Annotated in this window: 21 protein-coding genes and 1 tRNA gene; 4 read left to right on the forward strand and 18 right to left on the reverse strand. The window is 41.7% G+C overall.

Annotation, left to right across the window (positions count from 1 at the left end):
- Positions 1 to 167: 167 nt before the first annotated feature.
- From ACPD8L_RS09355 to ACPD8L_RS09370, 4 genes are all read right to left on the reverse strand, one after another.
- Complete coding sequence (locus ACPD8L_RS09355; protein ID WP_136564776.1) at positions 168 to 824, reverse strand: response regulator; 657 nt, start codon at positions 822 to 824, stop codon at positions 168 to 170.
- Between the two features lie 29 nt (positions 825 to 853).
- Positions 854 to 2812 carry a tetratricopeptide repeat-containing sensor histidine kinase gene (locus ACPD8L_RS09360; RefSeq protein WP_136564777.1) on the reverse strand — a complete coding sequence of 653 codons (1959 nt, stop codon included), beginning with the start codon at positions 2810 to 2812 and terminating at the stop codon, positions 854 to 856.
- Between the two features lie 69 nt (positions 2813 to 2881).
- Entirely contained in the window at positions 2882 to 3892 is a 1011-nt protein-coding gene (locus ACPD8L_RS09365; RefSeq protein WP_136564778.1) for a hypothetical protein, read from the reverse strand.
- A gap of 445 nt (positions 3893 to 4337) precedes the next feature.
- Complete coding sequence (locus ACPD8L_RS09370) at positions 4338 to 5348, reverse strand: hypothetical protein (protein ID WP_136564780.1); 1011 nt, start codon at positions 5346 to 5348, stop codon at positions 4338 to 4340.
- Between the two features lie 123 nt (positions 5349 to 5471).
- Here ACPD8L_RS09370 and ACPD8L_RS09375 point away from each other — a divergent pair, with 123 nt between their 5' ends.
- Positions 5472 to 7133 (forward strand): MORN repeat-containing protein, encoded by a 1662-nt coding sequence (locus ACPD8L_RS09375; RefSeq protein WP_136564781.1) that lies wholly within the window; start codon positions 5472 to 5474, stop codon positions 7131 to 7133.
- Between the two features lie 657 nt (positions 7134 to 7790).
- On the opposite strand, the gene ACPD8L_RS09380 is transcribed toward ACPD8L_RS09375, so the two are convergent.
- The 13 genes from ACPD8L_RS09380 to ACPD8L_RS09440 all read right to left on the reverse strand — a co-directional run bounded on the left by ACPD8L_RS09380 (position 7791) and on the right by ACPD8L_RS09440 (position 19220).
- Positions 7791 to 9059: a site-specific integrase gene (locus ACPD8L_RS09380; protein WP_423943090.1), complete on the reverse strand. Its 1269-nt coding sequence runs from the start codon at positions 9057 to 9059 to the stop codon at positions 7791 to 7793.
- Positions 9060 to 9290: 231 nt separating this feature from the next.
- Positions 9291 to 9362: transfer RNA gene (locus tag ACPD8L_RS09385), tRNA-Arg, on the reverse strand.
- Positions 9363 to 9467: 105 nt separating this feature from the next.
- Positions 9468 to 9881 (reverse strand): response regulator, encoded by a 414-nt coding sequence (locus ACPD8L_RS09390; RefSeq protein ID WP_421810592.1) that lies wholly within the window; start codon positions 9879 to 9881, stop codon positions 9468 to 9470.
- A 101-nt stretch (positions 9882 to 9982) separates the two neighbouring features.
- Complete coding sequence (locus tag ACPD8L_RS09395; RefSeq protein ID WP_423943092.1) at positions 9983 to 10396, reverse strand: DUF6691 family protein; 414 nt, start codon at positions 10394 to 10396, stop codon at positions 9983 to 9985.
- Positions 10393 to 10950 carry a YeeE/YedE family protein gene (locus ACPD8L_RS09400; protein WP_423943094.1) on the reverse strand — a complete coding sequence of 186 codons (558 nt, stop codon included), beginning with the start codon at positions 10948 to 10950 and terminating at the stop codon, positions 10393 to 10395. The genes ACPD8L_RS09395 and ACPD8L_RS09400 overlap by 4 nt, the downstream gene beginning before the upstream one ends.
- Positions 10951 to 11006: 56 nt before the next feature.
- Entirely contained in the window at positions 11007 to 11210 is a 204-nt protein-coding gene (locus tag ACPD8L_RS09405) for a YgaP family membrane protein (protein ID WP_116216925.1), read from the reverse strand.
- Between the two features lie 10 nt (positions 11211 to 11220).
- Entirely contained in the window at positions 11221 to 11526 is a 306-nt protein-coding gene (locus ACPD8L_RS09410) for a hypothetical protein (RefSeq protein ID WP_116216924.1), read from the reverse strand.
- Between the two features lies 1 nt (position 11527).
- Positions 11528 to 14725 carry an efflux RND transporter permease subunit gene (locus ACPD8L_RS09415; RefSeq protein WP_423943096.1) on the reverse strand — a complete coding sequence of 1066 codons (3198 nt, stop codon included), beginning with the start codon at positions 14723 to 14725 and terminating at the stop codon, positions 11528 to 11530.
- A 16-nt stretch (positions 14726 to 14741) separates the two neighbouring features.
- Entirely contained in the window at positions 14742 to 15833 is a 1092-nt protein-coding gene (locus ACPD8L_RS09420; RefSeq protein WP_423943098.1) for an efflux RND transporter periplasmic adaptor subunit, read from the reverse strand.
- 7 nt (positions 15834 to 15840) lie between these two features.
- Positions 15841 to 17142: a TolC family protein gene (locus tag ACPD8L_RS09425; RefSeq protein ID WP_423943099.1), complete on the reverse strand. Its 1302-nt coding sequence runs from the start codon at positions 17140 to 17142 to the stop codon at positions 15841 to 15843.
- Between the two features lie 214 nt (positions 17143 to 17356).
- Positions 17357 to 17485 carry a hypothetical protein gene (locus tag ACPD8L_RS09430; RefSeq protein ID WP_423943101.1) on the reverse strand — a complete coding sequence of 43 codons (129 nt, stop codon included), beginning with the start codon at positions 17483 to 17485 and terminating at the stop codon, positions 17357 to 17359.
- Positions 17486 to 17574: 89 nt separating this feature from the next.
- Positions 17575 to 18837: an NAD(P)/FAD-dependent oxidoreductase gene (locus ACPD8L_RS09435; RefSeq protein ID WP_423943102.1), complete on the reverse strand. Its 1263-nt coding sequence runs from the start codon at positions 18835 to 18837 to the stop codon at positions 17575 to 17577.
- A gap of 176 nt (positions 18838 to 19013) precedes the next feature.
- Positions 19014 to 19220: a YgaP family membrane protein gene (locus tag ACPD8L_RS09440; RefSeq protein WP_293303458.1), complete on the reverse strand. Its 207-nt coding sequence runs from the start codon at positions 19218 to 19220 to the stop codon at positions 19014 to 19016.
- A 167-nt stretch (positions 19221 to 19387) separates the two neighbouring features.
- Here ACPD8L_RS09440 and ACPD8L_RS09445 point away from each other — a divergent pair, with 167 nt between their 5' ends.
- The 3 genes from ACPD8L_RS09445 to ACPD8L_RS09455 are packed head-to-tail and all read left to right on the forward strand — an operon-like array spanning position 19388 to position 21950.
- A complete protein-coding gene (locus ACPD8L_RS09445; RefSeq protein ID WP_423943104.1) occupies positions 19388 to 20608 on the forward strand; it encodes a sulfite oxidase in 1221 nt (406 codons plus the stop codon).
- Between the two features lie 2 nt (positions 20609 to 20610).
- Positions 20611 to 21063, forward strand: a complete 453-nt coding sequence (locus ACPD8L_RS09450; RefSeq protein ID WP_421810582.1) for a monoheme cytochrome C — start codon at positions 20611 to 20613, stop codon at positions 21061 to 21063.
- A gap of 2 nt (positions 21064 to 21065) precedes the next feature.
- Entirely contained in the window at positions 21066 to 21950 is an 885-nt protein-coding gene (locus ACPD8L_RS09455) for a sterol desaturase family protein (RefSeq protein WP_116216916.1), read from the forward strand.
- 1 nt (position 21951) lies between these two features.
- On the opposite strand, the gene ACPD8L_RS09460 is transcribed toward ACPD8L_RS09455, so the two are convergent.
- The gene (locus ACPD8L_RS09460) at positions 21952 to 22545 is read right to left on the reverse strand and encodes a Tll0287-like domain-containing protein (protein WP_423943107.1); all 594 of its coding nucleotides are present in this window, start codon (positions 22543 to 22545) and stop codon (positions 21952 to 21954) included.
- Positions 22546 to 22559 lie beyond the last annotated feature (14 nt).

The raw sequence follows: 22559 nt of genomic DNA on the forward strand, positions 1-22559 counted from the left end.
ACTTTGTAGCCCCGGCAAGAATCGAACTTTTCTCTCGGACCCCTTGTTTTATTAGGGTTTTCGATTTTTGATTTCAAAATGTTGACGATTTGTGAACTTTTGTGATTGATTTGTCTTTCGTCATTTCAAATATACTTAAAGCAATATAAATTACACTTTTTGAAGTACTATATTAAACTTTGTCTTCTTGCCTTTTGCACGGCCTCTAACTTGTTGTGGACCTGAAGCTTCTTATAAATATTCTCGATATGTTTTCTAACCGTACTTGGTGAGAGAAAGAGATTTTTGGCAATCAGGGTATAGCTTAACCCCTCGGCCAGTTGCTCCAGCACCTCCTTTTCGCGGTCGCTGAGCAAAATTTCTTCCTCTTGCACGGACAGTGATTCCTGTCTTTCGGGATAGCGTAATAATTTTAGGGTCTTTACCGCTATCGAAGGGCTCATGGCCGCACCCCCGCCAATGGTCTCAACAATGGCATTGTGCAACTTTGGCCCTTCAATCTCTTTGAGCAAATAACCATCGGCACCGGCCTGGATGGCATTGAAGATATTTTCATCATTGTCAAAAACGGTAAGCATGAGCACTTTAATGTGGGGATATTTCTGTTTTATGATACGAACAGTTTCTATCCCATCCAAAATGGGCATTTCTATATCCATTAACACCAAATCCAGATTATGGCTTTTTTCCAGTTTAGCAAGCAGCTCGCTACCATTAAAAACCATGTACTTGATGTCCAATTCCTCAAAATCGACCAATTTTTCTTTGATGGCCCTAGCTAAGAACGTATTGTCATCCACAATGGCCAATTTGATTTTGCTCATGGTCTTGTATTTTTTTTGTGCTGAAAGAATTATGCCTTAACCTGTAATGTTACCTTGGTGCTTTTACCGATTATACTTTCTTGTTTGAAATCAATCCCGGCTTTTTCGGCCCTGTTCTTCATAATTTGAAGTCCGTTGCCATTTGATGACTGCAATGTGTCAAACCCCTGGCCAAAGTCCTCTATTTCAATTTGTACTTTTTTATCAATATCGGTAAACCTGACTTGAATCTGTTCACTCCCGGAATGTTTTACGGCATTGTTCACGGATTCTTGAATAATTCTGAAAAGATTCATCCCTACAAAGGCATTGAGCACCTTATGATCCGGCCTCCCTTCAACCTTCATCCTGACTTTATCATCCGTGGCTTCATGAACGGTCGCGGCCAATTGCTGGGTTCTTTCTTTGATATCTTCCAAACTGATCTCATCCTTGTTCATGGCCCAAATGGTATCCCGAAGCTCGGATATGGTTACCAGTGAAAACTGTTTCATTTGGGTGAGCTTTTCCATCAAGAACACCTCTCCCTTGTCTATGCCCCTTTTAGCGGAATCGGTTATGGAGGTAAGATATGTGAGCTGCGAACCTATATTATCGTGCAGGTCGCGGGCAATCCGTAAACGTTGTTCCTTTAGGTTTTCTTGTGCCCGAGCCTCGGCCATAGCCTTCTCCAAAGCGGTTTCCCTTGCAAAATTCTTCGCCTTAACCTTTTGCTCACGAAAAATCACAAAACCGACAATAAGCAGAATGGCCAAAAGAGCCCCACTGCCCATAAGCATATTGTTCCTATTTTTTAGAGCAAGCTCGCCTTCGACCAGTTCGTTCTTTTGACGGAGTATCTCATTTTCCTTTTGTTCCGACTCGTACTTTTCCTTTAGGTTAAACATTTCCTTGGCCTTTTCTGTAAAGTATAAGCTATCTCTTGCTGCCTTATGTTTTTGATGATAAACATAGGCCTTTTTAAAATCGGGTTTTTGTTCGTAAATCAAGGACAGCGTCTTGGAAAGTGCATCAATACCTGGAAGGTAATCTATAGAATCTGCTTCTCGATATGTGGTCAGCGCCAATTTTTCGGCACGATTCGTTTTTCCCTGATTAAGATATATATTGGCCAAGTCATTTTTTAGGGAAATCAGGGCCAAACGCTCTCCCTTTTTTTCCTGAAGGGCTATGGCCTCATTATAATAAAGTTCCGCTTCATCATATTTACCAAGTGCCCAACTGGCTAAGGCCAAATTCGTCAAAGGATATGCGAGCTCTAAAACAGCTCCTACATCTTTATTGGTGTCGTACGATTTTTTGGCATATTCAATGGCCTTGTTATACTGTTTGTTTTCTAAATAGGCCACGGCCAAACTGTTATAACACATCGCCATAAAATAGTTGTTCCCGATTCTTTCGTACAAATCCAATGCTTTGAGATAATATTCCATGGATAGACCAGGTTCTTGAATCAACTTATATCTATTCCCCAAATTCAAATAGGATCCTGCTATCCAAAGGGTATCCTTTCCTTCCGTAAAGCTTTCCAAAGCTTTAAACTGAAAATCTACCGCCTTATCAAACTCAGATAGTGCTTCGTACGTATTGGCTAAATTGGTATAGAGACTTCCCAAAACAAAATAATCTTTGGAGTTTTCCAAAATAGGTTTAGCCTTCAAATGAAAACTCAATGCTTCTTTGGGTCTGCCCTCGTCCCAAGAGAGAATCCCGTACACAATCCATATTCTGGCCCTGTAATAATCGTCATCCAAAGCTTCTGCTTCATTAAATGCCAATTCTGTATAATATCTGGCACTGTCCATATCTATGGAACGAAACTTCATTGCGATATCTTTCAATACTAGAATCCTATCCTCACCTTCCTTGACTTCCAAGGTATCTTTCAACACATTGATGGCTTGTTGAATATCCTGCGCCTCAACAGTATGCAAAGACATTAGGCCGAAAAGGAAAATGGGGATCAGGGTCTTCTGAAAAACGGTCATTAGAGAAAAAAATGGTTGGTGCTTAAAACTAATCCAATTGATTATATAATTTAAGTTTTTGCAGAAAAATTAATTCGCTTTGTCCACCAACTTCTCGATAGTGGCATCCAAAAAAGATGTAATGGCCAGTTCTGCACCTTTCTTATACGTTTCTGGGTCACATTTAACGACTGAGACATTTATGTCTTCCTTGTCCTCTACACGCCAGACGTGAAACACCCCAGCATCCATTCCTCTTCTGTCCACATCTGCCCCTTGGGAAGCATCAAACTTTTGCTTTTCAAGAACCCCTTCTACCTCTACACCACGATTGGAAACCATCATGCCTATATTAAACTTATTGTAACTTTTTGAATCAATCTTAAAATCGGTCTCTGCCTTTACCTGTGCATATCCGGCATGTCTGTTCAAGGCTCGTGTAGTTTCGCTCAATGCATTATCGAAAGCCAGTACGTTCAACACTACCTTATTGAATATAAAATCAGTTTTTTGGTTGGATACCTTCATTTCGACTTGCTCTTCATAATTGGCTATTTTCAAGGGACCGGTCTTCTTATTTTCCATGGATTGCTTGTTCACAATAAATTTTTGACCGGTAGGACGCATCACGATGGCCCCAAACTCATCTCCTTTTTCCCCACCTTGACCTGACCTTAAATCCCATCGTTTCTCACGGTTTTTTTGATAGGTGCTATGGTTCCATAACTCTTCAATGGGAGCTATCTCAAATCCTTTGGAAACAAGGTCTGCCTTATATTGTTCAAAGAGCTTATCGGTTAGTTGCTGCAGCTCGTCCATATTGAGCCCATCCAACACCAAGGTCAAAGATGCCTTGGCATCACCTTTTATTCCACCTCTCCACAGTTTTCCGCCTTTTTTCTTGTCCTCTAATTGAAGTGCTGTTTGGAAATTGACTTGAAAATCGGAAATAACAATTCTCTTTGGGCTCTTTCTAAAATTCAAATTAGCGGGCCCCAACATTTTGATTTTAAAATCCTTGACATTTTGGGCATTGACCTCTGGCAAGACACACATTAGGATCAATAAAAAAGAAAATACAGATAAATTGATACGTTTCATACTATTGGTTTAAAGTTTTGAACAAACCTAGTCTCCCAGTATCTTGGTTTCAATAGGGCAATTGTCGTAAAATGAAGGAAAACCGACAGTTTTCATCTTAAATATCAAAATAAAGGAAGCTTACAAACCCCATCAATATTGTAGCCATTAACAAGGCGGTATTTATTTGTATCAACTTCGGGTTCAGATTTTTGCGGACAGTATAAAGATGTAGTGCAAGTGCAAGAAGGAATACGGGCAAACTCAAATAGAGGTTAAACAGATAAAACCATAACCAACTTGTAAAAAAGGACCAAGCTGAAAGCGCCGATACTATTGCCGGAACCCATTGATCAAATCCATTGACATTCTCAACGGGAAAAAGATAATGTAGAAAAGTTGCCAAGAGTACCATAGGCCCTATCATCGCAATCAATAACAACACACTGCCGAGCATAACTAGCTTTTAGAGAAGATGGATTTCTTCACCATTGGGAAGCACTAAACTTAACGGTATATTGCCATATTGGGTTTTATATAAAATTACCTTATCACGAACAGAAAGTTTATCGTACAAGACCGTACTTACCAATAGTGACCCTGTTGTAAGTACGATCCGATTATTATTTGAATGTCGGTTAGAGGTATGGATAAATTTATCTTCCACTATCGCGGGCACGCCACGTTTATATGACCTATTCTTGTTCTTATTATAATTTCGGTAAACTGCGTAAAGTCTATATCCTTGATAAAGGGGTACGGCCCATAGCGGAAAAAGAACAACTACAAAACTCCAAAATCCATTTATGATCAATAGAAATCCGATGGCTAGAAAAGGGCTGGATTTGACCAGACGATTTTTTATTTCAGCTTTCCATTTACGATTCAAAACCTCATGATCTTTTGGTGTATATCTAGCGTGGGGTACGTGCTTCTCCAAATGCTTTTCCTCTTCATCTTCTTTTGGAATACCATTGGTTTCATCAGCCTGCCGCACCACTTGAAAATCTAATGTAATTCCTGATTTGGGGGCACGGTCCAACTGCACCTCTGTACCTACCCTAGCTTTCGAGTAACAAGAGTAGTCCACTGCAAACTCATCATTATCAATATAGATATAATATGAACTTGTGGTTTTTGTCCTATTTCTATGACCATGAACAGGTCTATCACTAACAGTGGACTTGTGCAGCCTCTTATCCGTAATCTTTCCAGAAATCCGTGTTTTAACCCTTCTTTTTAAATCGATTGCTGTAGATGCAATGATATAGGCTATGACGCCAAAAAATAAAACCAAGAATGCCATCATCATATAAATGCCAAAGGCATCATTGGCAAAACTGGAATTGAACATAATAGAAAGGAACGACCAGAATATTCCAATCACGACTACCGGAAATAGCAACATGCCATATAACTGACGCCTAAGCTTAGTTTTATCTCCATGTTCTAAGGGCAATATTTCTAAAGTGGGCATGAGTCAGTTATTTTACAAACCCAAAATTAGAACCTGTACAAATCCATACAATAGGGCAATTGTCCTATTGCACTACAGGTGGGGTTTCCGGTAGTTTTGCTGGGAACCAATCCATCAAAACAGATGAATTCCAAAACCATTGTCAAAAAAGTCTCCACTGCCGTACTTATAATTCTTGCACACTTTTTTCATTACAACGGATCTGCTCAAAACCTGCACCTTAGCAATTTTGACATCAAGGATGGACAGGTAAAAGCAATGTCCATCACCAAATATCATGTTATTGGAGCCCATTTATATAGTGAAAAGAATGAACTTCTGTTCGACTCCAATGGGTATTTGATAGAGGATAAACTTTACTTGGACAACAATTATGAAACACGTATCTCCTATAATTACTTGGCCGATAGTTCAAAAGCCATTATGAAGAAGTTCAACTCATCGGGAAAACAAGAAGGCCTCGACAAAACACTTTACATCTACAAAACACCCATTGGTATAATTTCGGATGACTTACCGGAAACCATAAAAAATGATGAAGGGCAATATATTGTTCTGGGTGGTTTAAAATATGGGGCCATCTTTAAATATCAAAAATATGTGATCGTTTATGAACTTGCCGAATCCAGCAATGGTAAGGCCACGGTTTTCTATACGAGCAATTATTCCTACGATGGATTAAAATTACATGAATCATATAACCAAGATGACATACGCTACTTTCGGTACAATGACCAAAACCATTTGGAGGAAGAATTGGGGATGTCCAATATATGGGAAAGCATTTTATACGATTATGTGTATGATGAATATGGCAATTGGATCAAAAGAACAAAATTCAAAGCATCTAACTATTCGGGAAGTAAGTATCAATGGAATATTGACGAAGTAAAATACAGGACCATCACCTACATTAACGGCACCATTAGCGGTAACGGTACACCAACAACTCCAGAATTGGCTTATTCATCCAATCAGGGGAAATTACAAGACCTGCCAAAACTCAGCGACCCCATTTTAATGTCTAAATCCATGAAATTTCTTCAAGACATTACCAGGCTCAGAAATGACACTAAACAAGGGAAGGCTGAAGCGACCAAAAACGAGGTCACCACAACATGTTTAAATGGTGACTGTTCCAATGGCTTTGGGAAAGCAGATTTTGGGACCTACACTATTGAAGGCTTTTTTAGCAATGGAAAGGCAAATGGGCAAGGAACTTTATTTTACAAGGACAATTCAGGATACTATCAGGGAAACTTTGTTGATGGATTTAGAGATGGATTTGGCATATACACATGGATAGACAGTAAGAACTATTACATTGGACAATGGGCAAAAGGGTATCAGAATGGCTATGGCTATATTAAAAACGGAGGTGAAATATTGCAGGCAGGCAAATACGAAAAAGGAAAGTTGGTTCAGGATTTCCTTACCGATGATTACAAGAAGAAAATTGCACGGGGAAACTGTGTAGGTGACTGTCAGAATGGATTTGGGTACTACAAGTTTGACAATGGAGATAGCTATGTTGGATTTTTTACCAATGGTAAAAGAGATCATGTAGGTGCTTATTCTTGGAAATCTGGAATGGCGCATATCGGAACAATTGTAAATGAACAGCATAACGGTTACGGTCAAGAATTCTATAGACCTAGCGGACAATATTATCTTGGTGATTTTTCACAAGGAAAACGCACTGGACTTGGCATTTTTTATAACAATGAGCATAAAATACTACAAAAAGGTATTTGGGGTGATGGACAATTGACAGATGAGTTCTAGAAAACTTGATTTTATGAAAAGCTTGCGCTACCCAAGATTCATTTAGTATTAAAAATCAAAATTTAGCGAGCGTAACGCAGTGAAGTGCTGCAAGCGTCCCAAAACTTACCCTTAACTAATACTACTGAGCGAGGTAATTTTATCCATTAATCCGATATACTCTTCTCATCATTTGAGGTAATCCAACGGTCTGTTAGCCTCAATTTTATATTGTTCCAATCTCCATTCCGTTATTTTAAGCTTTAGACTGCTTCCATAGGCCATTTTGTTTTTTCATCAAATTGTGTCAATTTTTTCGTCAAAAATTTCCAGGGCTTACAGGGCTTCCCAAAGGGTTTACTGTAGATTTAGGAAAAGTTTACTGTAGCCCCGATCTTTGTGAAGTATTACAAAATCAGGTCAATCAACTGGTTTTCAACTTGTTGAAGACCCGAAAACAACCATGATGGCGCAATCTGCGCATCACCCTCTTGCTATTCCTTTTTTCACGCAAGCGTGAAAACCGAAATACCTTTCTTTGGTGTATAGAGTAACAATAAATTCAGTGGTTTTTGTTTATTAGAAGCTGTTGAATGAATTTATCTTCCCGAACACTACAAAAACTCGATAGGAACCAAGCGCAAAAGTCTGGGTAAGATTGGGACTTGCAACACTACGTTACCCTTGGTTCGCTTTCTTCTTTAAATCTGATTCGGTTGCTACTTCTAATTTGCTTCTCAAAATCTCCATATCCTCACCAACCTTCCTTTCCAACACCTTTGCATAAATCTGGGTGGTGGTAAGTTTTCGATGTCCCAACATTTTTGAAATGGTTTCTATGGGTACACCATTGGTCAGGGTAACTGTCGTGGCGAACGTATGCCTTGCCATGTGAAATGTAAGATTCTTTTTAATTTTTGCTTCACTTGCAATCTCTTTCAAATAGGCGTTCATCTTTTGATTTGATATTCTTGGGAACAGCGTATTATTTATTACTGATCTGGAATCTTGTTTATACCGTTCAATCAAATCCATAGCTTTTTTTAAAAGTGGTATTTTAACAGGGTTATGGGTTTTCTGCCTTTTAGTGATTATCCAATATTTTTTATCCAACCCCATTATTACGTTATCTTCGGTCAGAAGCATTAAATCAGTATAGCATATACCGGTATAGCAACTGAATACAAAAAGATCTCTAACAGTTTTTAATCGCTTGGTTTGAAGCTCCAATTCTTCAATCGCTTGAAGTTCCTCGGAACCTAAATATTCTCTGTTCGTAGGGGTCAACCTTTGTTTAAACTGCCTAAACGGGTCTTTATCTATCCACTCCAGTCGATAGGCCAGAGAGACCATTTTCCTCAGTCTTTGAATATGCTTCATTACAGCATTGTTACCAATTTGCTTCTGATAGTGATTAGGTTTATGCTTGCGAAGAAAATTTTCAAAGTCAAGGATAAACTTATAATTCAGTTCATCAAGTCTGATGTCTTCCAATTTTAATTTTGTTTTCAAGAATAAAAAGATATACTTCTGGCTTGTCAGGTAGAGTCTCGAGGTATTTCCGTGGAGCTTGGGAAACATATTGGAATTATGGTAGGACACTAAGTCCTTCATGGTAAAATGTTGATTCTCCACTTCCTCATCCAGAAACCTGGCCTTTACACTCTTAGGAGTGATATGTTTACCCTCTATTCGTAATTGTTGGAATGAATGAAACAAACCAGAGTAGAACCCATCAAGATATTGGTTGATGGATTTGGCATCAATAGTAGAATTTTTTACCCGCTGCCTTTCGGAGTCCCAGTGATTGATTTGGATTCTCCGCTTTAAACTAATGTTCAGTTTTTTACCATTGACAGAAATCCTGGCATAAATAGGGGCTTTTCCATTTTTTGACCTACCGGAATAAAGCCAAAACAGGACGGAAAAAGTGAAATTTGACCTCATAGTTGTCTTCTTTTTGTTAAACGTTGACGAAGACGAAAGTCAAATCAAATCGAGTGTTCCAACTAAATTACTGAATTTTAATTACTTAAATTAAAATAGCAACTTGAAAAATGTTGACGATTTGTGAACTCTAAAAGCCGAAATCAAAGTAATTCAATTAAAATCAAAAAATATTAAATGTCTGGTTTTCATTTATTTAATGATTCTTTGAATCATTCAGAAGTCAAAAAGTAGCCCCGGCAAGAATCGAACTTGCATCTAAAGTTTAGGAAACTTCTATTCTATCCATTGAACTACGGGGCCATTCCAGAAAATGGACTGCAAAAATATGTTTTTTTCAAAAACTTTGCACTACCTAATGGGCCTTTACACGGTATAATGTCCAACTGTAAAAACGAAAAAGCAATTTTAAGAGGAGATATTCCCTCTCTTCTGCTCCTTCTGTAGGATTTTATCCAAAAAAGAACGGGAAAGCGGTTTGTCTACATATCCTGAAATAAGTTGGTTGCCTTTGGCAATGGTCCGGTCCAACGTATTGGAGAAGGCCGATAACACATAGACCCGGGGAAGTTCGTGCCCTTTAAAGAGATTCTGAAGGTTCTCCAAAAAAGTCCAACCGTTCATCCCTTCCATGACCAAGTCCAAAAAGACCACATCGGGAAGCTTCCCATTGTTCTCCACCAAATCCAAAAAAACGGAAAGACCTTCCTCCCCGCTCGCGCAGGTAATAATATCAAAATCTCCTTGGGATTGCTGTATGCAGTAACGTGTCGCAAACTGGGACACTAAATCATCGTCTATGATACAAACGGTAAGCTTCATCTTGGGACTATAAGTAGGTTTGGGTACCCCAAAGCTAAAACCCTACCCTAGAGATGCCATCCAAACTCGTTGTGTTGCCCAAATATTCCGTTAAATCAACCCTAATGCGGTAATTTATCCTTTAGTATGCCATAAAAGAAAGCTCCAAGTATGGCACCGATAAGCACGATAATGACAGGCCAATATCCAGCTCCCACTAAAATATACATAGGTCCAGGGCATGCCCCTGCCAAGGCCCAACCCAATCCAAAAAGAGTTCCGCCCAAAATATATCTCGTAAAAGATTTTTCCTTATCCTGAATGTTAATCGGTACCCCAAAAAAGGATTTGGTCTTTGATTTCTTGATCCATTGCACCAACACAATTCCCAACGCCAATGCTGACCCAATAATCCCGTACATGTGGAACGAATCGAATTGGAACATTTCATAGATTCGGAACCATGATGCTGCTTCCGATTTGTAAAGGACAATTCCCAAAAAGGTGCCCAATATGATGTAGATTATATTCTTCATGATCCAAAAATTAAAGGGAACAACAAGTGAACCATGATCAATCCACCAATAAAAAATCCGATGACCGCAATAAGGGATGGTCGCTGTAGATTACTAAGACCTGAAATGGCATGTCCAGAGGTACATCCTCCGGCATAACGCGTTCCGAAGCCCACCAAAATTCCTGCGATCAATAAGATGATCCAAACTTTTGGGTCGGACAACGATTCCAAACTAAAAAGTTCCGTAGGCAAATAGGCTTTTCCGGCGCTATCAAATCCCAGTTCTTGAAGTTTGGTAACGGTTTTGGGTGAAATATCCACTCCGGGATTGGGCGACAACCAATGTGCTCCCAAAAATCCACCAATAACGGAACCCAGAACCACCAATAGGTTCCAGCGTTTGGATTTAATATCTACTTTGAAGTAATCCGAAAACTTTCCTGCCCCACCAATGGAACAAAACGTCTCAAGGTTGGAGGACATTCCGAAGCGTTTGCCCATTAAAATGAGCAATGCCATACAAATGGCAATTAAGGGCCCGGCTACATACCAAGGCCAAGGTTGATAAAGCATTTTCTCCAATTTTTAACAAAGGTGGAGAAAATGCCTTAAATATCAAACCTACTGTTTCAACAGCAACTCTTGTCCGAGTCGGATACCCCGAACTTCTTCAGGATATCTTCCAACAAACACCATTTGGTCAAGGAAGATTGCAACAAGTTGGCCCCGACAAATGCGGTAAACCAAAGCCAGTTGATATTCACATAAATGGCCAAGATCAAACTGATCAATATAAAGGTTCCGGCTACTCCTCTTACAATTCTATTTCTCATTTTAAGTATTTTAAACGGTTCTTTCAATAGGGATTTCCACCGCCTTTATGGGGTTGGTGGTCTCACTTTCCTCATTGAACTGTTTCAAGAATTTGAACAGTTCGGTCACTTTTTCCTCCTCGGTGAACGAGAAAAACATATTGGAAGCGGCCCCGCCTTTTTCGCTTGGAAACCAACTGCTGGTGTACATCAATGGGGCAGCGCCTTTATATCCGTCGATATCGGAACCACTAAAACTTTCCACACCTGCCTTTTTAAAAATCTTCAGGACATCCTTTTTGTATTCCTCTACCGTGGTAACAATGATCATTTTCATGTTAGTTGTAATTTTTACGTTCAATCATATAATACACCAATGGTACCACCAAGAGCGTCAATACGGTAGACACTATGGTTCCTCCCATGAGTGATATGGCCAACCCTTGGAAAATGGGGTCGAACAAGATCACAAAAGCTCCGATAACAACGGTTCCTGCGGTTAACAAAATAGGTGTGGTACGTACGGCACCTGCTTCAATTACGGCTTGCTTAAGGGGAACTCCCTCATTCAACCTAAGGTTGATGAAGTCGATAAGCAATACCGAGTTCCGCACCATGATTCCCGCTAGGGCAATCATCCCGATAAAGGAGGTTGCAGTAAAAAATGCGCCCAACATCCAGTGACCCAACACAATTCCGATTAAGGAAAGTGGAATGGCCACCATCATTACCATGGGCGCTTTAAAGTTTTGGAACCACCCTACGATCAACATATAAATGATCACAATTACACCAAGGAACGCGATTCCTAAATCACGGAACACCTCAAGGGTTATTTGCCATTCCCCATCCCATTTTACCGTATAGTCATCTTCATATTGGGGTTGCTCCATGTAGAGCTCGTTAATGGAATACCCTTGAGGTAGCTCCAATTGATTTAACTTATCTGTCATACCCAAAATGGCATACACCGGGCTTTCCAGTTCACCCGCCATATCGGACATTACATACACCACTCGTTTTTGGTTTTTTCTATAGATGCTCTTGGCCTTGGTTCCTTCTTTAATGGAAACCAAATCACCAACTGACACCATATGCCCTTGTTGGGATGTTATTTTTAATTGTTGGATCTGATCCAAGCTTGATTTGTCCTTTTCACTTACGGACAATACAATTCCGATTTGGTCAAATGCTTCTTCGCGATAGATATGGGAAACGGGTTGCTCACGGAAAGCCATGGCCATCACTTGAACAATTTGTTGTGGCGTTACACCATAAAGCATCGCTTTCTCTTTGTCCACCACAAAATCGTATTCCACTTGGTCGTCCTCTACCATCCAATCCACATCCACAACGTCGGTGGTATTGTTCAAGATGCCTTTTACATCCTCGGCCAATGCAATTTGCTTGTCGTAATCGGGTCCGTAAACTTCAGCAACAATAGTTGAAAGCACAGGAGGTCCTGGTGGCACTTCAACTATCTTGATGTTCGCATTGTACTTTTTGCCCAATTCTTGGATTTTGGGTCGCAACAATTTGGCGATATCGTGACTTTGTTCGCTACGATCGTGCTTATCGGTAAGATTCACCTGAATATCGGCCATGTTGTTGCCTCCACGTAGGTCATAGTGTCTCACCAATCCATTAAATGTGATAGGTGCTGATGTCCCCACATAGGTTTGATAGTTCACCACTTCGGGCCTAGTGGACAAATAAGCCCCCACTTCTTTAGCAACTGCTGATGTACGTTCCAAAGTAGATCCCTCAGGGAGGTCAATCACCACTTGGAACTCGTTCTTGTTATCAAAAGGAAGCATTTTTACGGCTACCGATTTGGTAAAGAACATACCCACAGAAGCAAATAACAACACCACAGTGATGCCAATAAATACCCATCGCTTCTTTCTACTTTCAATCAGTGGTTTTTCGAAACGCTCATAGGCTTTATAAATAAAGGTGTCCTGAATTTCGACCGCCTCTTTTTCTTTTTTATTTTTCTTTTTATCCTTTTCTCTCAAGAAGATGAATCCCAAATACGGGGTAATAGTCAAGGCCACAAACAAGGACAACAACATGGCAATGGATGCACCGATGGGCATTGGGGACATATAAGGCCCCATCAATCCTGATACAAATGCCATGGGCAATACAGATGCAATTACCGTAAAGGTGGCCAGAATGGTCGGGTTACCTACCTCATTGATGGCATAAAGTGCTGCATCTTTGAATGGCAAACGTTTCATCTTAAAGTGGCGGTGCATGTTCTCCGCGATAATGATGGAGTCGTCCACCACAATACCCGTTACAAACACCAAGGCAAACAAAGTGATTCGGTTCAAAGTGTAATCAAGCATGTAATAACTCAATAGTGTCAATGCAAATGTAATTGGTACGGAAAGGAACACCACCAATCCACCTCTCCACCCCATGGCCAACATCACCACAAAGGTTACGGCGATGATTGCCCCAATCAAGTGCATCAACAATTCGGATACTTTTTGGGAAGCGGTTTGACCGTAGTTACGGGTTACCTCAACATGTACATCATCGGGAATCAAATTTGATTTCAAGTGCTCCACTTTGTCCAACACCACATCGGCAATCTTCATGGCATCGGCCCCTTTTCTTTTGGCAATGGAAATGGTAACCGCTGGATATTCAGATTTGAAAGTTTCTGACTTCTCGCTTGCCCCTCCAAATCCAAGGGAAACATAATTTTTAGGCAATTCAGGACCATCCAAAACGGTTGCCACCTGTTTTAAATAGATGGGTTGATTTTGTTTGGTGCCCACTATCAGGTTTTCCAGGTCTTCCTTACTTTCCAAAAAGTTGCCTGTACTGATGTGGTACTCGGTGTCGTTGGAAAGGAAATTCCCAGCATCCATTTGTTGGTTGTTGGCTTGAATCATTTGGGCCACGGCCAACATGTCAATGCCTGATTCGGCCATTTTATCCTTGTCCACCACCACACGAAGCTGGCGGTTTCTTCCACCAATCTTTTTAGTGATGGAAACCCCGTTTACTTTTTCAACCTCATTGATTAACTCTCCAGAAATCTCTCGCAACTGAAAATCATCGTATTCATCGCTCCAAAGCGTTAAGGCGAGCATGGGCACATCGTCAATCGCACGGGTTTTTACCAAGGGCATGGTAACCCCGTTTGGCATTTGGTCCATGTGCTTGTTGATCTCATCGTACAAGCGTACCAGTGATCTTTCAATATCTTCCCCTACGTAGAATTGTACAATGGCCATCCCCTGCTCCTGCATGGAAGTGGTGTACACGTATTCTACGCCTTTGATGTTCGATATAATTTTTTCAAGCGGTTTTGTGATTCTGGATTCCACCTCTGTTGGGCTGGCTCCAGGGTATCCCACAAAAATATCCGCCATGGGCACATCAATCTGTGGCTCCTCTTCCCTTGGGATCAAAAAAGAACTGTACACCCCAATGACCATGAACACGATCATTAAGAGTACCGTTAGTTTGGAGCTGATAAACCCTTTGGCTATTTTTCCTGCTAGTCCGTCTTTCATTGTTAGCTTTTTTGGGTTATTGAATGCTTACTTTAGCTCCATTGTACAGCTTTCCTTCGGCTGATACGATGTATTGATCTCCTTTGGACAATCCAGATAATACTTCTACTTCCTCTCCATGATTTTCGCCCAATCGCAACCAACGAAGCAAGGCCACATTGTCTTGTCCCAAGGTATACACCCCGGTCAATTGACCTTTATGCACCAGGGCCTTCGACGGAACCACAACCATGTCATTCCCATAACCTTTTTGTTCCGTCTCCAGCCTTATGGTTGCATACATACCTGACAAAATATTGGCATCTGTTTCATCCAAGCTTACTTTCATTACATATTGGCCTCCTGTATTTTGTGCAGAAGCACTCAATTCGGAAACCTTACCTGCGAGGGTGGTATCCAATGCTTTTACCAAAACTTGGGCTATTGTGCCTACTTTAATGGCAGAAATATTGTTCTCGGCCACTTTGGCCTCTACCTCAAATCCTGTTCCTGGGGATTCCACGGAAACCAAAGGCACTCCAGGATTGGCCATATCACCCTCATCAATGTAGGTGTTGGTCACCACACCACTGAATGGTGCTCTGATATCTGCGTAGGCGAACTGGGAATTCACCTCGTTCTTCATTTGATTTGCTGCCTCCAATCTGGCTTTGGCCATTTCGTAACGTGCAGTCATATCATCCAATTCCTTTTGAGAAGCACTGCTTTCTTTAAATAGGTTTTGAAATCTTTCGTAGTCCTTTTTCGCATTGTTGAAGGCTACCGTTGCTTCAGTAATGGAAGCTTCCACTTGTGCTTTTTTAGCTCTTAGATCTCCATTGTTTATGGAAATAAGCAAGTCTCCCTTGTTTACTTTTTGACCTATCTTCACAGGAAGGGATTCCACATAGCCCATCATTCGGGTACTCAATGTGGCACTGTTCACAGCTTTGATTTGACCACTTCCTGCCAAAATGGTGGAGCGATCTCCTGTATCCACATCGGCAACCGTTACCGGTACTGCTACGGTTGTCTCCGCAGTTTGTTTTTTATCACTTCCACAGCCCATTATGATCAATCCCAAGGATGCAGTTAGAATGAAACTTTTATATATCGTAGTGTTTTTCATGTTGCAATTATTCTTTGGTTAAAAATGTGAGTAAGGATTGTGCTTGATTGTATTCAAAAATGGTTTGATAATAGGCCAATTGCTTTTCGGCATAGGTGGCCTCGGCCATTAATAAATCGGTTGTTTTTTCCAAGCCTTCCCCAAATCGGTTTGTACGTATTCTCAATGATTCTTCGGATTGCTCCATAGCCAATTTTGAGGTCTGGAGCCTGCTTTGCGCATCTTCGACCATCCGTTTGGTGCGTTGTAGCTCCATAGTGCTTTTGGCGACGTACTGTTCGTATTCTTGTTTTGCTTTTTCATAGTTTGTTTTGCTTTTTCCTGCTTTGGCAAATCGTTGGGAACCTTTGAACACGTCCCAGCTCAAACTTGCCCCGACTATATATCCTTTGGCGTCTGCCTGAAAAATCTGGTCATCGTACATTTCATAGCTGGCAAATGCATTGAGCCTAGGCAAAAAGGTCATATTATCTGCCCTCATATTTGCTTTATAGGCTTCGGACACCAAGTCCATGGCTTTAACATCGGCCCTGTTTTCCAAGGAAATATCCATGTTTTCATCAAGATTATCCGGAACCAGTTCTTCGGAGGGTTCATAAACCACGTTCCCCTGTTCGTTCATCAAGAAAGCCAAATAGTCCGATGCATTTTGGACATTGCTCTTGGATGTTTTTAATTGGCCTGAAACTTCGGTCACCCGTACTTTCACTTCCAGCAAATCTGCTTTTTGAAGCAACCCCTGATCATAGCTGTTCTGGGCCATATTCAAGTTGGCATTTGCCGCTTCATATGCTTTTTGCAACACCGCCACAGCTCGGTACGCCAATTGCAATTGACCATAGGCTTTCTGGGCTTCAAAATCCAAATAATCCCGGGTTCGCATCGCCTGGAGTTCTTTGGCTTCCATGGTAGTTTTGGCTGCCTTACGCTGATAAAAACCATCCATATTGATCAAGGGTTGCTCCACAGACACCACTGTGGCGAAGTTTTCCACCTGATCTGGATCGTTCAGTAAGGCTGGGTTAAAATCGGCCTGGGTCAGAATCCCTTGGTTGAGTTTGGACCCAAATGCCATTAAAGGGTTTGTGGTTGCCATTCCCGTATGCGATACAGAAATCTGTGGCAAAAAGACAGAGTTTGAAAATCTATAATCGTATTTGGCCATTTTTGCTTCCTGATCGGAAACCTGAATGCTCGCATTGGATTCTTGTACCCTAGCCAAGACATCATCCAATGAAATCTTCACCTGATCTTGGGCAAAAATCACTTGCGTGAGCACCAATGACATTACTAATAAAGTTCGCTGCATTTTAGTTCATTTTGAGCCAAAATTATAGCGATGGAATTGTTCCCACAGTAACATTGGTTACCATGATTCTGTCACTGGGGTGTTAGAAAAAGAAAAGAAGATAGACGTACAGAGTTGCGTCCGAGAAAAGTTAGGTCATCTTTTCAAAACATGACTTGTTACGAGCAAATCTATTCTGAAAAGTGACCCATAAGAAGAAAAAATGAATGAAAAATTACTTTTTCCCGCTGTTCATCATCATTAGAACAGCAAGAACCAAAGCCAAGACCACTACACCAAATACAGCGATCATGATTATGCCGTTGTCCCAAGAAACCAAGGGAAGTGCCAAAAAAGTTTTCATAGGTATGCATTTAATATGACCAAATGTAATGGCATTATTTACCATAAAGTATGACAATTCTCATAAAAGGGAATATTCCTTGGATGGAGCTATACATTCTTGCCTTTCAACATTTTATTCCAGTACAAATAAGGCAGGCCATATTTTTTGAGCATCCATAACCTCCAATGCTCCTTGTCGCTATTAAACACCAACATGCGCTTTAATTTGGGGTCGGGAATGAAGTTGTTGTTATAGTCAAACTCCGCCAAGGTCATTTTACCATACCCAGTTACCAAAGGGCAGGATGAATACCCATTATAGGAATGGTTGTCTGCGAGTTTATGGTGCATCAACTTTATGATGTTCTCGACCACTACGGGCACTTGCTTCCTAACGGCTGCACCAGTTTTGGCCGTTGGCAAGGCGGCTACATCACCTAGTCCAAAAATATTGGGGTATGTCTTGTGCTGCATGGAATGATGGTCCACATCCAACCAACCGGCATCATTGGCCAAAACCGAATCCCTTACAAATCTTGGGGCAGCTTGGGGTGGAGCCAAGTGTAGCATATCAAACGGGACACTGATATCCACATCGCCAACCATTTGCTCTCCCAGTTCATTATCCTCGTTAATAATACAGCGGTTCTCTTCGGGAGCAGTATGGCTAAAGTGTACTATTCTGTTCTCCACATCAATTTCTTTTGGGGAATAAAATGGTTTAAAATGAATGCCATAACGATCTATCACCTTCATTAAGGTCTCCCGGATTTCCTTTACTCCAAATATTACCGTTCCCGGGGTGGCAAATATGACATTGGCCTTGTTCTTAAGTCCGTTTTTCCTGAAATAATCGGCCGCCAAATAGGCAATTTTTTGAGGTGCTCCCCCGCATTTGATGGGCGTAGTGGGCTGCGTAAAGAGCGCATTGCCCCCTTTGAAGTTTTTAATGGTGTTCCATGTATGTTCCGGGTCCGTATAGTTACTGCAGGCCACACCGAGTTCCAAGGCCTCTGGCAAGCCCTTGATCATACCTGGTTCCATGACCAAGCCTGGGGCTACGACCAAAAAATCGTAAGTAATGTCCCCATTGCTTTCGGTGGATACACTATTTTGCCCAGGATCAAATCCCATGGCCTTGTCCTTCACCCATTCCACTCCACTGGGCATTACATCGGCCATACGCTTTGCCGTTTTGTTGAAATCGTAGGCCCCCGCACCCACCAAGGTCCATGCAGGTTGATAATAATGCGTTTCGGACGGTTCTATAATGGCTACGTCCAATTTTTTGTCCTTCGCCAAAAGCTGGGCCGCCGTCATGATTCCGGCCGTGCCTCCCCCAATGATCAAGACTTGATAATGTGATTTCATACCTTACACTATTTTCATTTTATCCCGTAAAATATCATGGATATCCTTAAAAAAGTGTAACAAAAGTTACATTATCCATAAAACACCTAAGCCTTGTTTATGAAATCCTCGCCAAAACCCATAAAAAAACCACCCATAAATGGGTGGTTTTTGTCATCAACCAATCAAGAAAAAACCTAGTCCTTGGCTTTACATGTCTTAATTCCAAAGGGTACATACAAAGGACAAAAACTAACAAAGCTTGTCAAAACAAATATGGCAGCCAAGGCCAGTAGCACGTAGGCCAACGTGCCCGAGATGACCCCAAAATAATATAGGGCAACCACCACCAAGGCTATTATCAATCTAATTATGCGGTCCAGACCGCCCATGTTTTTTTTCATATGAATCTGTATTATGTTATCAAATACCTAAGTAATCATAGGCCCAAGGCTTATTTTCACATTATTTCAGCTCCATCTCTCAAATTTAAACCGAATCAGTAGGACATTCGGTAACTTGGGTTACACAGTTCTAGTTATTTTTATGCTAGATTTAAGTTTCGTTTTTTATGGATAGAAGGGATTTTACGTATCGATTATCACTGGCCACCATGTCCAGTATTTTGGGAACAGATATTGTTTTTGGCCACAAAATGCCCAAAAACTACCTCCCATTGGGCCTACAAGACCCTGACCCCTTTGAATTGTTCCACAAGGACAAGGAAATGGTGGTCTTGAACGACAAGCCTTGGAACATGGAGGCCAAGGCCCATTTGTTGAATGACGACATTACTCCCAACAAGTATATGTTCATCCGCAACAATGGTAAAATCCCCGAGAATATCGATGTTTCCAGTTGGACCTTGACCCTAGATGGAGAATCGGTAAAAAATCCAAAAACGTATACGCTGGACGAACTCAAACGCAAATTCACACAGCACACCTATCAACTCACCTTGGAATGTGGAGGGAATGGTCGAAGTGAGTTCAATCCCCCCGCAAAAGGAAACCAATGGACCATCGGAGCGGTCTCGTGTGCCGAATGGACCGGGGTACGGCTCCGTGATGTTCTTGAAGACGTGGGTGTAAATCCAGATGCAGTATACATCGGGTATCATGCGGCCGACACCCATTTGAGCGGTGACCCAAAGAAAGAACCGATTTCCAGAGGCGTCCCCTTGGCAAAGGCCTTACAAGATGAAACCCTATTGGCCTTCTCCATGAATGGGGAAGATATTCCTTTGGCGCACGGTTTTCCACTCCGTTTGGTGTGCGGCGGATGGCCGGCTTCCACATCGGGGAAATGGCTGACCCGCATCAGCATACGAAACAAAGTGCACGATGGTGAAAAAATGGGAGGAAGTTCGTATCGTGTGCCTTGCGAAACGGTTGCCCCTGGCACCAAAGTGGATGATGAAAATATGTGCATCATCGAATCCATGCCCATAAAGTCCTTGATCACGTATCCCAAAAGTGGTGCCCTCATCAAAAAAGGACAAACCTTGCAGGTGAACGGCCATGCCTGGGCAGGGGAGCTCGAAGTTTCCAAAATGGAATATTCCATAGATTTTGGCAGCACATGGCACCATTGCAGCTTAAAAAAACCAACCAACCGATTGGCTTGGCAACATTTCAACGCGGCCATTCCCTTTCCCCAAAAAGGATATTATGAGGTTTGGGCCCGAGCCACGGATTCCCAAGGGAAATCGCAACCCATGGTTCTGCCCGGTTGGAACCCTAAGGGATACCTCAACAATGCCTGTCATAGAATAGCAGTAAAAATTGTTTGAGCATGAAGGACGATTTTCAAAAACAGATCAAGGCACTGACCAAAACCCTTGCTTCTTTTTTATTGCTGATGTTGGTCCTGTTCGGGGGGTTGTTCTATTTTGCCAACAGGAAACCGAAGTCGGATCTTGAGAAAATCCCAGTGGAAGATTCCGTTGAGGATTTCGACAAAGTGGAGAACGGCATCCATGTGGCCACTGGTTTTATTGATGATGAAGGGATGCAAGCTACTATACAAAACTGTATAGGCTGTCATTCCGCAAAATTGGTCACCCAAAACCGAATGAGCCGGGAGGGTTGGAAAGCCACCATTGTGTGGATGCAAGAGACCCAAAATCTATGGGATTTGGGTGCAAATGAAGAGCTTATTTTAAATTATCTGTCCAAAAACTATGCCCCTACCGACAAGGGAAGGCGGCAGAATTTGGAAATCACCGAATGGTATGAATTAAATTGATCATGGGAGAATATCTAGATGCTTTGTTGAACGGATTTTTGGGAACGGCCCAATGGACCTGGAAATCCATATTGTTCCAAGTGCCGTGGTACACCAACTATTTTTGGGGTCTCATTGTCATCTCACTTTTGGTATGGGCATTGGAAATCCTTTTTCCTTGGCGGAAAGAACAATCCATTTTTAGAAAGGACTTTTGGTTGGACGCTTTTTATATGTTCTTCAACTTTTTCATTTTTGCGATAGTCATCAGTGGCGTGTATAAAGTGCTCGGGGTACTCTTTTTGGATATGGGAATCAGCTCCAAAAGTCTGGCCCTAGTGGATGTTACCCTTTGGCCTCAATGGGTCCAATTGTTGGTTTTCTTCATTGTGCTCGATTTTGTGCAGTGGTTCACCCATGTGCTCCTACACAGGGTACCGGCGTTTTGGGAATTTCACAAGGTGCACCACAGCGTAAAGGAAATGGGGTTTGCCGCACATCTGCGCTACCATTGGATGGAAAACATCCTCTATAAACCCTTAAAGACCTTGGGGGTCATGATCCTTGGCGGATTTGAACCCGAACAGGCTTATCTAGTACATTTTGCGGCTATTGCCATTGGGCATTTTAACCATTCCAACATAAAACTGACCTGGGGACCGTTGAAGTACATTTTGAACAATCCCGTGATGCATTTATACCATCATGCCTACGACCTTCCGAAAGAACATCCCTATGGGATGAATTTTGGAATAAGCCTTAGCTTATGGGATTATTTGTTCCGTACCAGTTACGTTCCGGAAAGTGGTGGAAAGATACGGTTGGGGTTCCCGGGTGACGAAACCTTGCCCAAAGGATTTTGGGGGCAGTTGGTCCATGGGTTTACCAAATCAAAAAGAAACGGCTGATTTATTCAGAACGCTTTTCCGCGTCAAAAACGATACTCCAAATTCCGCGCACCTGATCAACATCATACCCTATCGCTTGGTCTTGGGGGTAAAGTTCGGAGAGATGCCGCACAACATCCGGCGCAATGTTCTTTCCGGGGGTTCCGTGGCAATTTAAACATAGACTCTGGGTGATAATGGGAGCGTAAAAATGAACCTTTCCATTCTCCTCCTTCACAATGGGAATAATGGAATCGCCTTGGGCCACTTTTTCCTTAAAGGTGTTGATATGGGCCAATTCCGTTGGATTGGCCTTGTTGTCCGGATTACGGGGTTTGTCCGAAACTCTTTTGATCTTGGCCTTGTAGCGCGTGGCCATACTATCGGTCAAAGGATAGGCCTGTTCATTACAAAAAACAACGGCTTGGGCCACGCCTTCGTTCTGGATGGTTTGCATAAGATTCTTGCCCAATACCTTTTGGGTTTCTTGGGCATATCCCTTTCCCATTTCCATATAATCCAGTTGATGGGATTCTACTTCAACCGATGATTTTGGGCCCTGTTTACAGGAAAGCACCCCTACAAGAACAAATAAGACGATAGCCGTTGGTTTCATTTTAGTCGATTTAA

Source organism: Flagellimonas algicida, from assembly GCF_049629585.1.
In the GTDB taxonomy this organism is placed as follows: Bacteria; Bacteroidota; Bacteroidia; order Flavobacteriales; family Flavobacteriaceae; genus Flagellimonas.